The organism is Vibrio chemaguriensis, from assembly GCF_012275705.1.
Classification (GTDB): Bacteria; Pseudomonadota; Gammaproteobacteria; order Enterobacterales; family Vibrionaceae; genus Vibrio; species Vibrio diabolicus.
Map to the genome: position 1 here is coordinate 271,112 of NZ_SHOE01000001.1, position 13,173 is coordinate 284,284.

General features: G+C 46.2%; 14 protein-coding genes. All 14 read left to right on the plus strand.

Annotated elements, in window-relative coordinates:
- The first annotated feature begins 4 nt into the window (after positions 1–4).
- Positions 5–1,522, plus strand: coding sequence for a flagellar biosynthesis GTPase FlhF (gene flhF, locus EX191_RS01250; protein ID WP_012841533.1), 1,518 nt, complete (start codon positions 5–7; stop codon positions 1,520–1,522).
- Positions 1,523–1,536: 14 nt separating this feature from the next.
- Positions 1,537–2,424 (plus strand): MinD/ParA family protein, encoded by an 888-nt coding sequence (locus EX191_RS01255; protein ID WP_005380498.1) that lies wholly within the window; start codon positions 1,537–1,539, stop codon positions 2,422–2,424.
- Positions 2,417–3,151 carry an RNA polymerase sigma factor FliA gene (locus EX191_RS01260; protein ID WP_170903154.1) on the plus strand — a complete coding sequence of 245 codons (735 nt, stop codon included), beginning with the start codon at positions 2,417–2,419 and terminating at the stop codon, positions 3,149–3,151. Before EX191_RS01255 ends, EX191_RS01260 begins: the two co-directional genes overlap by 8 nt.
- Before the next feature lie 45 nt (positions 3,152–3,196).
- Positions 3,197–3,565 carry a chemotaxis response regulator CheY gene (gene cheY / locus EX191_RS01265; protein WP_017635949.1) on the plus strand — a complete coding sequence of 123 codons (369 nt, stop codon included), beginning with the start codon at positions 3,197–3,199 and terminating at the stop codon, positions 3,563–3,565.
- A 120-nt stretch (positions 3,566–3,685) separates the two neighbouring features.
- A complete protein-coding gene (locus EX191_RS01270; protein WP_006741709.1) occupies positions 3,686–4,426 on the plus strand; it encodes a protein phosphatase CheZ in 741 nt (246 codons plus the stop codon).
- Positions 4,427–4,435: 9 nt separating this feature from the next.
- The gene (locus EX191_RS01275; protein WP_193447001.1) at positions 4,436–6,676 is read left to right on the plus strand and encodes a chemotaxis protein CheA; all 2,241 of its coding nucleotides are present in this window, start codon (positions 4,436–4,438) and stop codon (positions 6,674–6,676) included.
- A gap of 29 nt (positions 6,677–6,705) precedes the next feature.
- Positions 6,706–7,818 (plus strand): protein-glutamate methylesterase/protein-glutamine glutaminase, encoded by a 1,113-nt coding sequence (locus EX191_RS01280; RefSeq protein WP_047008842.1) that lies wholly within the window; start codon positions 6,706–6,708, stop codon positions 7,816–7,818.
- 8 nt (positions 7,819–7,826) lie between these two features.
- On the plus strand, positions 7,827–8,606 hold the full coding sequence (locus EX191_RS01285) for a ParA family protein (protein WP_006741712.1): 780 nt from the start codon (positions 7,827–7,829) through the stop codon (positions 8,604–8,606).
- Positions 8,596–9,702 carry a chemotaxis protein CheW gene (locus EX191_RS01290; protein ID WP_193447002.1) on the plus strand — a complete coding sequence of 369 codons (1,107 nt, stop codon included), beginning with the start codon at positions 8,596–8,598 and terminating at the stop codon, positions 9,700–9,702. Before EX191_RS01285 ends, EX191_RS01290 begins: the two co-directional genes overlap by 11 nt.
- A 35-nt stretch (positions 9,703–9,737) precedes the next feature.
- Entirely contained in the window at positions 9,738–10,232 is a 495-nt protein-coding gene (locus EX191_RS01295) for a chemotaxis protein CheW (RefSeq protein ID WP_005380507.1), read from the plus strand.
- 14 nt (positions 10,233–10,246) lie between these two features.
- Positions 10,247–10,741 (plus strand): DUF2802 domain-containing protein, encoded by a 495-nt coding sequence (locus EX191_RS01300; RefSeq protein WP_046875563.1) that lies wholly within the window; start codon positions 10,247–10,249, stop codon positions 10,739–10,741.
- Between the two features lie 286 nt (positions 10,742–11,027).
- Positions 11,028–11,645 (plus strand): cytochrome c biogenesis heme-transporting ATPase CcmA, encoded by a 618-nt coding sequence (gene ccmA, locus EX191_RS01305; RefSeq protein ID WP_193447003.1) that lies wholly within the window; start codon positions 11,028–11,030, stop codon positions 11,643–11,645.
- A gap of 1 nt (position 11,646) precedes the next feature.
- Positions 11,647–12,315, plus strand: a complete 669-nt coding sequence (ccmB, locus tag EX191_RS01310; RefSeq protein WP_006741714.1) for a heme exporter protein CcmB — start codon at positions 11,647–11,649, stop codon at positions 12,313–12,315.
- A gap of 109 nt (positions 12,316–12,424) precedes the next feature.
- Positions 12,425–13,168, plus strand: coding sequence for a heme ABC transporter permease (locus EX191_RS01315; protein ID WP_005394301.1), 744 nt, complete (start codon positions 12,425–12,427; stop codon positions 13,166–13,168).
- The last annotated feature ends 5 nt before the right edge of the window (positions 13,169–13,173 follow it).

The window sequence follows — 13,173 nt, forward strand, 5'->3', positions numbered from 1 at the left end:
TAGTTTGAAAATAAAGCGATTTTTTGCCAAAGACATGAGAACGGCGCTGCTCCAAGTGAAAGAGGAGTTAGGCGCGGAAGCGGTGATCATGTCAAACAAGAAAGTGGCTGGTGGGGTGGCGATTGTTGCGGCGATAGATAGTGAATCTAACCCGTCTCAAGCAAGCGCAGCGTCACAACAAAATCGCGGTGCTTCTCAATCGAATCGCTATAACGAACATCGTCAAATGTCATCGTCTTCTGCTGATCGTTATCAAGATCGTCATTTAGATGAAGATAAAATTAGCCTGAACAGTAATAACAGTAACAACGAAAAAACAGGCTCGATGACGCAGCGATTCGCTAACATGCTTAAGCAATATAGTGGTGGTGCAGCAGATGCTGACGATCATGTAGCGGAAAATGAAGATTCGCTCTCTGCTTTATTGCAACGCCAGAATAAGCATCGCGACGGCTACAACCAAGAAAAGCCAGCGCCATATCAACCAGATTCACCTTTGGCGAAGTTAATCGCACAAGATAATCGATTTGAGCGTCCAACGCCGAAGTTGGATCCGACACGCTATGATCGCCGCCGTCCAAGTGATGAGCGAGAAGAGTCTGCCGATGAGCTGGAGAGTATGCGCGAAGAGATGACGTCAATTCGTCGTCTTCTAGAGCATCAAGTCTCTGGCTTGATGTGGCAGGAAGTGGAACGTCGAGAGCCGCTCAGAGCAATGCTGATTAAGCGCTTAGAGCGTATGGGCGTTTCTCCGGAGTTAGCAGACCAAATGGCTTGCTATATCCCGGAAGATACAAAACCAGCGCGAGCGTGGAAAGCGTTGTTGTCGCTGGTGGCGGATCAAATCAATATTCCTAAACAGGACATTTTAAAACGTGGTGGTGTGGTTGCACTGTTAGGTCCGACGGGGGTGGGAAAAACAACCACCGTTGCGAAGCTCGCAGCACGTGCCGCCATGGAATACGGTGCCGACAATGTGGCCCTTGTGACAACAGATACATATCGCATAGGTGCACATGAGCAGCTCTCAATTTACGGAAGAATCATGGGTTGTCCCGTAAGAGTTGCTAAAGATTCTAACGAGTTAGCCGATGTTATATATCAGCTAAGAAACAGAAGACTGATTTTGGTCGATACGGCAGGGATGGGGCAACGAGATGTCAGGCTTTCTGAGCAGCTCGATACTCTAATGCAAGAGAGCGGAGAAGTGATTCACAGCTACCTTGTTTTGCCAGCTACCGCACAACGTCGCGTTCTACAAGAAACGCTGGATCACTTCCGACGCATACCACTTTCGGGTTGTATTATGACGAAGCTTGATGAGTCATTAAGTCTAGGCGAATTCATCAGTGTAGTGATTCAAAACGCAATGCCAGTGGCTTACATCGCTAATGGTCAGCGCGTGCCAGAAGACATTGTGATAGCGCAACCAAAATATATGCTTGCGAAAGCAAATGAACTGTTAGAGAAGTCGACAGAGAACGAACCTCACTTTTGGAACAGTGACAGTGAAGGACTCTAAGGCGGCGGACTACTATGACTGAGAATATGATACACGATCAAGCAAGCGGCCTCCGTCGCTTAACACAACCATCGTTGACCAAAGTGATTGCTGTTACTGGCGGCAAAGGTGGTGTGGGGAAATCAAACGTAACACTGGGTCTGGCGATTTGTATGGCTCGCCAAGGCAAGAAGGTGATGGTTCTCGACGCTGATTTAGGTCTGGCCAATGTGGACGTGATGCTCGGAATTCGTGCAAAACGTAATCTAGGACATGTCTTAGCGGGTGAATGTGAGCTAAAAGATGCGATTGTCGAAGGGCCTTATGGTATAAAGATAATCCCTGCAACTTCTGGCACACAGAGCATGACTGAGCTTTCTCACGCTCAACATGCTGGACTCATTCGAGCATTTGGTAGTCTTGAAGACGAAATGGACGTCCTGCTGATAGATACCGCCGCAGGCATTTCTGACATGGTAATCAGTTTTTCGCGAGCAGCTCAAGACGTCGTTGTGGTTGTGTGTGATGAACCAACTTCAATCACAGATGCATATGCGTTAATTAAGCTGTTAAGTAAAGAACACCAGGTCCAACGCTTTAAAGTTGTAGCAAATATGGTCAGAAGCTACCGTGAAGGGCGAGAATTGTTTGCAAAGTTGACGCTAGTCACAGAGCGATTCTTGAATGTCAGCCTTGAACTCGTAGCATGTATTCCATTAGATGATAAAGTACGACAGGCTGTAAAAAGACAAAAAATTGTCGTTGATGCGTTCCCTCGCTCTCCTGCTGCTTTAGCTATTAGCTCACTAGCAAACAAAGCGTTAACGTGGCCACTACCGAAAACACCAAGTGGACACTTGGAATTTTTTGTGGAAAGGTTGCTAAATCGTACCGAATTCGCAGAGGACCCTTTTGGTGAATAAAGCGATAACCTATGACCAACATGGCAAGTTTAATAGCCAGCAAGCGTTTATAGAGCGCTACTCAGTGTTGGTTAAGCGCATTGCTCACCACCTATTAGGCCGTTTACCGCCGAGTGTTCAGGTAGAGGATTTAATTCAGGCCGGCATGATCGGTCTTATCGAAGCTCAGCAGAATTATGATGGTTCTAAAGGTGCGAGCTTTGAAACTTATGCAGGTATCCGTATTCGTGGCGCAATGTTAGATGACATGCGCAAAGGCGATTGGGTACCGCGTTCTGTTCATAAAAATAATCGAGAGATTAACCAAGCGATTGCGGAGCTGGAAGGCGAATTAAATCGAGATCCTACTGATTCTGAAGTAGCCATGCATCTCGGTATGACACTGGATCAATATCATAGTGCTCTGACCGATATCAACTGCTCAAAATTAGTCGGTATTGAAGATTTAGGCGTTTCTGATGATGTGATTTCACCTGCAGATGAAACTGATGACAGTAACCCGTTCAAAGGGGTTGCCGATGAATCATTTCGAAAAGCACTGGTTGAATCAATAAAACAGCTTCCAGAGCGTGAAGCTTTGGTACTTTCGCTTTATTATGATGAAGAACTCAATTTGAAAGAAATTGGCGATGTGTTAGGCGTAAGCGAATCTCGCGTAAGTCAAATACTGAGTCAAGCGATGCAACGTTTGCGCACCAAGCTCAGTGCGTGGACACAAAATGACTAAAAACACTGATTTTACGATTCAGTGGAGGCAATTTTGAATAAAAACATGAAGATCCTTATTGTTGATGATTTCTCAACAATGCGCCGTATTGTTAAAAACCTGCTTCGTGACTTGGGTTTCAATAACACTCAAGAAGCGGACGATGGTTTAACCGCATTACCAATGCTGAAAAAAGGTGACTTCGATTTTGTTGTAACTGACTGGAACATGCCAGGTATGCAAGGCATCGATTTGCTTAAACACATCCGCGCGGATGCAGAACTTAAGCATTTGCCAGTTCTAATGATCACGGCTGAAGCGAAGCGTGAGCAGATCATTGAAGCTGCTCAAGCAGGCGTAAACGGCTACATTGTTAAGCCATTTACTGCTGCAACATTAAAAGAAAAATTAGATAAAATTTTCGAGCGTTTATAACTCTCTCTTTTTCTCTTTGTTATTCGAGTCATTCATACCAATTATTAAATACCTATTAAATGACTCGTTTAGCGTTTTTAAAGTGATAAGAAGAACTAAACGTAAAAGGGTCTATTCAGAATGATCTCACTAGAGCAGGCGAAGTCACTCGTTCAAATGCTAGAAAACGGGGAACAAGACCAAGCCAATATGCTTGTTGCCTCGATCTACGAAGGTGCCGAGAATCCAATGCTGCAAGAAATTGGAGCCTTAACTCGAGACCTTCACGAATCACTCAAGCAGTTCAGTCTCGATCAGCGCATGACCGAAATTGCGAAAGACGAAATCCCTAACGCAAGGGATCGTCTTAATTATGTGATCGAGAAGACAGAGCTAGCAGCCAACAAAACGATGGATGCAGTCGACTGCTGCCTTCCTATCGCTGACAACCTGCATGATTGCCTTCAGAAAGTTCGTCCTCAATGGAATGAACTCATGCACGGGCGCATCGAATTAAGCGAATTCAAAGCACTTTGTCACCGAATCGACGAGCTATTAGTTCAAGTCGAAGGTGACAGTACTGAGTTGCGTGGTCAATTGACCGAAATTCTCATGGCGCAAGACTTCCAAGACCTAACTGGCCAAATTATTCGCCGCGTAATTACGTTGGTAAATGAAGTAGAAGGCCGCTTAGTGGAAATCCTAACCGTATTCTCTGGAAATAAACCTGAAGAACACATTCAAGTTTTGTCAGAACCGGCAGATAAAAAGAATACACAAACAAGCGAAGCCGAAGGCCCGATTCTTCATCCAGAACTGAGAGAAGATGCGGTTTCATCGCAGGACGAAGTCGATGACTTGTTGTCCAGTCTTGGATTTTAAAGGTAACGTATGAGCTACGATTTAGACGAAGATATTCTTCAGGACTTTCTCATTGAGGCTGGGGAAATTCTCGAACTGCTTTCTGAGCAGTTGGTTGAATTGGAAAATAACCCAGAAGACAAAGACTTACTTAATGCAATTTTCCGCGGGTTTCACACCGTAAAAGGCGGTGCTGGCTTCCTGTCTTTGGCAGAGCTAGTCGATACTTGTCATGGTGCGGAGAACGTGTTCGACGTTTTACGAAACGGCCAACGCACGGTCACGCAAAACTTAATGGATACGATGCTAAAAGCGTTGGATACGGTCAATACCCAGTTCCAAGCTGTTCAAGATCGTGAGCCATTGGAAGCTGCGGATCCTGCCCTTCTTGAAGAACTTCATCGTCTATGTAAACCTGAATCAGAAGATGAAGTCGCTGCAACCGTGGTTGAAGAACCAGTGGTTACTCCTGAACCTGTCATTCCTGAGCCTGTTATTGAAGAACCTGCCGCGCCAGCGTCAAGTGTCGGCTCTGTTGATGAAATTACCCAAGACGAATTCGAAAAGCTGCTGGATGAGCTTCATGGTAAAGGCTCAGCTCCAGGCGCTTCAGAACCTGCGACACCAACAACGCCATCAGAGCCTCCTCAATCAAGTGCGCCATCAGTTGAGAGTGGCGATATCACTGACGATGAATTTGAACGTCTACTTGACGAACTTCACGGCGTTGGCAAAAGTCCATCAGCGGCAGAGGCTGCAGCATCTGCACCAGCAGAACCTCCTAAAGCGGCAGAACCAGCTGCGCCAGTTGCATCGTCAGCAAATCAAGATAGTGACTTAATGACGGACGAAGAGTTCGAAAAGTTACTCGACGAGCTACATGGTGCGGGCAAAGGTCCCACGCTGGAAGAACTGGATATGGCAACGAAGCCGGCATCAGCAAACGTAGAGGAAAGCCCTGCGAAACCTGAGCCTACGGTTAAGCCAGCACCAGCAGCGCCAACTCCGGCTCCAGCACCAAAACCAAAACCAGAATCTAAACCTGTCGCGGTGAAAGAAGAGGCGAAAGCGCCAGCGGTTAAAAAGCCTCAGGCCGAGGCAACTGTTCGTGTCGATACCTCGACGCTTGATACCATCATGAACATGGTAGGTGAGCTTGTATTGGTCCGAAACCGTCTATTAAGCCTTGGTTTGAACAGCGACAATGAAGAAATGTCCAAAGCGGTCGCCAACCTTGATGTCGTAACGGCGGATCTGCAAGGCGCGGTAATGAAAACGCGTATGCAGCCAATCAAGAAAGTATTTGGCCGTTTCCCACGCGTTGTCCGTGACTTGGCGCGTAACCTAAATAAAGACATCGTGCTGGAAATGCGCGGTGAAGAGACCGATCTCGATAAAAACCTTGTAGAAGCATTGGCCGATCCATTGATTCACTTGGTTCGTAACTCGGTTGACCACGGTATTGAAATGCCAGACGACCGCGCGAAAGCAGGTAAATCTCGCACAGGTAAAGTGATTTTGTCTGCATCACAAGAAGGGGATCACATTGAGCTATCCATCGTAGATGATGGCGGCGGTATGGACCCGAACAAACTGCGTGGTATCGCGGTTAAGCGCGGCATGATGGACGAAGATGCGGCGGCCCGTTTAACAGACAAAGAGTGCTTCAACCTTATCTTTGCGCCAGGTTTCTCAAGTAAAGATAAAATTTCTGACATCTCTGGCCGTGGCGTTGGCATGGATGTGGTTAAGACGGCGATCAACACCTTAAATGGTTCAATCGATATCGATTCTGAGCTAGGTAAAGGCACTAAGATCACCATCAAAGTACCACTGACGCTTGCGATCCTACCAACACTGATGGTTGGTGTTGGCGGTCATCCGTTTGCGCTGCCACTGGCATCGGTGAGCGAAATTTTCCACTTGGATCTGAGTCGAACAAACGTGGTAGATGGTCAGTTGACGATCATTGTGCGTGAAAAATCTATCCCGCTATTTTACTTACAGAACTGGTTAGCATCCAAATCACAAAACGTCGAAGAGCGTACTGGTCACGGTCATGTGGTGATTGTACAGATCGGTAACCAGCGCGTTGGTTTTGTTGTGGATACGCTTATTGGTCAAGAAGAAGTGGTTATTAAGCCACTCGATAATCTATTGCAAGGCACTCCGGGCATGGCTGGTGCAACAATCACTAGCGATGGCCATATTGCATTAATTCTAGATGTGCCTGATTTACTTAAGCGATATGCTGCGGCTTCACGCCTTTAAGCAAAGCTGACGTTATTAAAAGGAATAAGATGGCGATTAAAGTACTAGTCGTTGATGATTCGAGTTTTTTTCGACGTCGCGTGAGCGAAATCATCAACTCAGAATCGCGCCTAGAAGTGATTGACGTTGCGGTAAATGGCAGAGAGGCGGTTGAGAAAGCCAAATCTCTTAAACCGGACGTCATCACGATGGATATTGAAATGCCAGTGATGGATGGCATTACCGCTGTGCGTGAAATCATGGCAGCGGCTCCAACGCCAATCCTAATGTTTTCGTCCCTGACTCATGACGGGGCGAAAGCCACGCTTGATGCGCTAGATGCGGGCGCATTGGATTTCTTACCGAAAAAGTTTGAAGACATCGCACGTAACCGCGAAGAAGCGGTATCACTGCTTCAGCAACGAGTTATTCAGATTGCTTCGAAGCGCGCTTTTATGCGTCGACCAATCACTCGCGCTGCTGCGAGTACCAGTGCGGCAGCTCGTCCACTAGGCTCAAGAACGGCTTCGCCAGCGACTCCAGCTCCTGCTCGACCGGCTGCGGCAAAGTTCCGAGCCTCTGGTAAGAAGTATCAACTGACCGCAATTGGCACGTCGACTGGTGGTCCGGTTGCTTTGCAAAAAATTCTGACGCGTTTACCGATGAACTACCCGCATCCGATCGTATTGATCCAACATATGCCAGCAACCTTTACTGCTGCATTTGCCAGCCGTTTGAATACCTTGTGTAAGATTCAAGTGAAAGAAGCTCAAGATGGCGACGTCTTGCAGCCAGGTGTGGCATACCTGGCTCCAGGTGGTAAGCAAATGATGGTGGATGGTCGAGCAGGGGCTGCTCGTCTTCGTATCATTGATGGCGGCGACCGCATGAACTACAAACCATGTGTGGATGTGACTTTTGGTTCTGCAGCCAAAGTGTACGGTGACAAAGTGCTCTCTTTAGTACTGACTGGCATGGGTGCAGACGGTCGTGAAGGTGCTCGTATGTTGAAGTCTGCAGGCTCAACTATTTGGGCTCAAGATGAAGAAAGTTGTGTTGTTTATGGTATGCCCCAAGCTGTTGCTAAAGCAGGCATTTCTTCAGAAGATTTACCGCTTGACCGCATTGCAGAACGCATGTTGGTGGAAGTTGGCCTAGCGTAGGATTCATCATGATTGTTTGGAGTGTAGCTAACCAGAAAGGTGGCGTGGGTAAAACCACCTCAACAGTGACATTAGCGGGTTTGCTGAGTCAAAAAGGTCATCGCGTACTGATGGTCGATACTGACCCTCACGCATCACTGACTACCTATCTTGGTTATGATCCTGACGCAGTAACTTCGAGCCTATTTGATTTATTCCAGTTGAAGACATTCTCTCGTGAAACGGTGAGGCCGTTAATCCTAGAGACAAAACTGGAAGGGATGGATATCATTCCCGCGCATATGTCCCTTGCGACGCTTGATCGTGTCATGGGGAATCGCAGTGGGATGGGGCTGATCTTAAAACGAGCTCTACAAGCGGTCTCACAAGACTATGATTATGTGTTGATTGACTGCCCGCCAATTCTTGGTGTGATGATGGTCAACGCACTGGCCGCCAGTGACCGAATTTTGATTCCCGTTCAAACCGAGTTTTTGGCGATGAAAGGCTTGGAACGCATGATGCGCACGTTAACCATTATGCAAAAGTCTCGTCCGGGTGGTTTCAAAGTGACTATCGTTCCAACGATGTATGACAAGCGCACCAAAGCGTCTTTGCAGACATTGATGCAACTGAAGAAAGATTACCCAAATCAAGTATGGACCTCTGCGGTGCCGATTGATACCAAGTTCCGTGATGCTAGTTTAAAGCATTTGCCAGCTTCGCATTTTGCATCTGGTAGTCGTGGTGTGTTTGCGTATAAACAGTTACTGATTTACCTGGAGAGGTTAGCGTTCGATGAGCAGTAACGACGTGCTTTCCAGTGAACAAGCGCTTGATGACTACTTTAATGCGCTATTGGGTGATGAGGCTGAAGCAACGACTCTTGAGGAAGAGCTTGACTTGCTGGCTCAAGAAATATCATCTGCAGAGCCAGAGCCAGAGCCAGAGCCAGAGCCAGAGCCAGAGCCAGAGCCAGAGCCAGAGCCAGAGCCAGAGCCAGAGCCAGAGCCAGAGCCAGAGCCAGAGCCAGAGCCAGAATTGCAGTTTCAATACTCGGAGCCGGAAACTTACCAGTTTCAAGAAGCGTACCCGCCAGAATTGGAAGCCCCAAATCTGGAAGATGTGCAAAGGTTATTAAGTCAGCTTGAAGCAAGCAACCCTGTAGCCGAGTTAGATATTGATAGTATTCTTGAACAAAATACGATTGATATTGCAGCAGAAATAAAAGCGGCTGAGCCAGACGTACAAACCGTTAGTGAGGCGCCCGAGTTACAAACAGTTGAAGAGATACAAGACTGGGTGATTGATGCGCCAGTTTTTGAGGAAACTCAGCCAGAACTGGTTGAACCTCAATCGGTGATTGAGCATGATGTCAATATAGAATCGAACGTTGATACCGAGCTCGATACACAAACAGGTTCCGAAATACCAACTGACTGGGAAAGCACGAAGCGAAGTGAAGATTTTCAAGTGCTTTACTTTGATGTGAATGATGTCACGTTTGCCGTACCGCTTGATGAGTTAGGTGGTATTCATCGCATCAGCGAGCTTAACCATTTGATAGGAAAGCCCGCCTGGTATTTGGGGCTACAAACAAATCGTGAGCAACAGTTTGATGTCGTCGATACCGCGAAATGGGTGATGGCAGATAAGCTTCGCGATGACAGTTACAAAGATAATTACCAATACGTTGTCATGCTTGGAGAGAGCATGTGGGGGCTGGCCAGTAACCAACTAATGGGGACGGAAACGCTCAATATCGACAAGGTTCGCTGGCGTGAACAGGCGGGTAAGCGCCCTTGGCTAGCGGGCATGGTAAAAGAAAAAATGTGCGCCTTAATTCATGTCCAGGCGCTCATTGACATGCTAAACGCCGGTTTAGATGTCAAATCACTGAATTAGATTTAAGTCGGGAACGACATTAACGAGGATTAACTATGTCTCAAGCTTTTGAAGTAGAAGTGAAGAAAGATGCATCGAATGACGAAGTTCTTCAGTGGGTGACGTTCCAGCTAGAAGAAGAAACGTACGGCATCAACGTAATGCAAGTTCGTGAAGTACTTCGTTATACTGAAATTGCACCCGTTCCAGGTGCGCCAGATTATGTTCTGGGTATCATCAACCTGCGTGGTAACGTGGTTACTGTTATCGACACGCGTTCGCGTTTCGGCCTGATGGAAGGCGAAGTTACAGATAATACTCGTATTATTGTGATCGAGTCAGAGCGTCAAGTGATTGGTATTTTGGTAGATAGTGTGGCAGAAGTGGTTTACCTACGTTCTTCTGAAATTGACACGACGCCTTCTGTTGGTACTGATGAAAGCGCGAAGTTCATCCAAGGTGTGAGCAACCGTGACGGCAAACTTCTTATCCTTGTGGATTTGAACAAGCTCCTAACGGATGACGAATGGGACGAGATGGCTCACCTATAATGGGCTGAATAATGATGGCTGAAGAGACTCTTTTATCTGTTCCATTCCTTGCGGGTGGCGTCGCTTTTATCGTGTTGGTGTTGGTTGTTTTGCAACTGCGCATTCGCTCGGGGTTGCAAAAGCAAGTAGACCAGCAACGAGCACAGTCTCGACATGTAGATAAAGAAGTACAAAAGTTGAGTAAGCAGTTACTCGAAGTGCGTTCGGTTGTCGTTGGTCTTGGACAAAAAGTAACGGAACAACAAGACATTATTCAGCACCTAAACGAGAGAATTCGTGAACTCGAGCACGCTGATACTGATGGTCGCTTGTACAGTCGAGCTTCTAAAATGGTACAGCTTGGTGCAGATATCAATGAGCTCATTGAAGAGTGTGAACTGCCAAAAGCTGAAGCGGAATTGATGCTTTCACTACAGAAAAAACTGGCGGGAAAAGAGAAAATTCCACCACTAAGCGGTCAGCCATCAGATGATGCAGAATACCCGACGCGTGGACGTCGTCGACGCTAAAGGTTTTAAAGCGATAAAAAGAGGCGATAAGCCTCTTTTTTTGTGTTCGGTTACTAATTATCTTTTTGCAATACAGCCCTAGATTACCTTAAGCTCTTTTCATTCTTAGCACTCGCTCCCCAAGTTAAAATGAGAGCTTATAACTACTTATAGTTAATTTTATTAAAGTGTGACGATTAATTAACAAAAATACATGAACTTACATACATCCCAGCCCTCTTATCCTGTTTTGTCATAACTAAGCTGTGCTAATATAGCGCTTCGTTCATTTTTTAGTTGAAGCTCTATGTTAGAAGTATCTAACCTGACAGCGATCCGTGATGAGAGGGTCCTGTTTGAAAACCTGCAGTTTGAAATTAGGCCTGGTGAATTGGTCCAGATAGAAGGACGCAATGGTACTGGCAAAACTACGTTACTACGTATTGTGACAGGTTTAGGTGATAGAGAAGAAGGCATCATTAAGTGGAAAGGAGAAGAGGTTGAAAAATCTCGTGATGTTTTCCATCAAGATCTGCTGTTCTTAGGGCATCAAACTGGAGTGAAACGAGAGCTTACCGCACTAGAAAACTTACGTTTTTACCAATCTATTCAAAATAACCGCTCTTCTGACGAAGAAATCTTAACTGCTTTAACTCAAGTTGGTTTGGCCGGTCGAGAAGATGTGCCTGTAGCACAGCTTTCCGCAGGTCAGCAACGACGAGTGGCACTAGCAAGGTTATGGCTCAGTAAGCAAATTTTATGGATTTTAGATGAACCGTTGACCGCCATCGATAAGCAAGGCGTCAAAGTGCTTGAATCTTTGTTCGCAAGTCACGCTGATAATGGTGGTATTGTCGTGTTGACGACGCATCAAGATATGTTTTCGGACAGCCCGAAACTTAGAAAAATAAAGTTGGGTGATTGATATGATTCCATCTATGACCACCATCATTCGCCGCGAGCTATTGATAGCATTTCGCCGTCAGGCAGACATTCTGAACCCGCTTTGGTTCTTTATTATTGTTATTACTCTGTTTCCTCTTAGTATTGGGCCTGAACCAAATTTGTTAGCACGTATTGCAGCGGGCATTGTTTGGGTTGCCGCATTGCTATCCGCCTTATTATCATTAGAGCGTCTATTTCGTGATGATTTTCAAGACGGTGCATTGGAACAAATGATGCTAATGCCGATTCCATTGCAACTTGTAGTGGTTTCAAAGGTCATAGCACATTGGTTGTTAACAGGGTTACCTCTGATCCTAATTAGCCCATTATTGGCGGTTTTACTTTCGCTCGATTTCAATACTTGGCTATCTGTTGTACTAACCTTGATGATCGGTACACCGACACTAAGTTTTATTGGAGCTATTGGCGTGGCTTTGACGGTTGGGTTGCAAAAGGGTGGCGTTCTTTTGAGTTTGCTTATTCTTCCGCTCTACATCCCAATTTTGATTTTCGCAACATCAGCAATTGATGCCGCCGCGCTTGGTATGGCGTATAACGGTCAACTAGCAATTTTAGGTGCGATGCTAATGGGAGCAATGACGTTAACGCCTTTTGCCATTAGTGCCGCATTGAGAGTTAGTGTTAACTAACTCAATAAAGTGCCAATGAAGCGGCGCTTGATCAAAGAATTATTATTAAAGCACTGCTACGGTCTCAACCCTTTAGACAGTGTCCCTGAAGTAAGAGTGAGAACAAAACATGTGGAAATGGCTACATCCTTATGCCAAGCCAGAAACCGCTTACCGTTTGAGTGGTAAGTTTCTGCCTTGGTTTTCTGTATTGGCCCTCGTATGCTTATCGGTTGGTACGGTTTGGGGGCTTGCATTTGCGCCTTCAGATTACCAACAAGGTGACAGTTTCCGAATCATCTACATTCACGTCCCATCAGCTATTTGGTCTATGGGCGTTTATATGTCGATGGCGATTGCGGCATTTATTGGCTTAGTATGGCAAGTACGTCTATCTGATATGGCGGCGCTTGCGATGGCGCCGATTGGTGCGGTATTTACCTTCATTGCTCTACTTACTGGTGCCGTTTGGGGTAAGCCAATGTGGGGTACTTGGTGGGTATGGGACGCCCGTCTTACTTCAGAATTGATTCTTCTATTTCTCTACCTTGGTGTTATTGCGCTTTATCACGCGTTTGACGATCAGAAAACAGCCGCAAAAGCGGCGGGTATTTTAGCGATCGTAGGCGTCGTGAACCTACCTATCATTCACTTTTCCGTAGAATGGTGGAACACGCTTCACCAAGGCGCGACGATCACGAAATTTGAACAACCTTCTATTTCATCCGACATGCTTTGGCCGTTATTGCTAAACATCTTTGGCTTTGCGTTCTTCTTTGGTGCAGTGACGATGGTACGTTTTCGTAACGAAATCATCAGTAAAGAAAGTCACCGCCCTTGGGTGCGCAAACTCGCAACAGAACAAACTCAGTGAGGTAA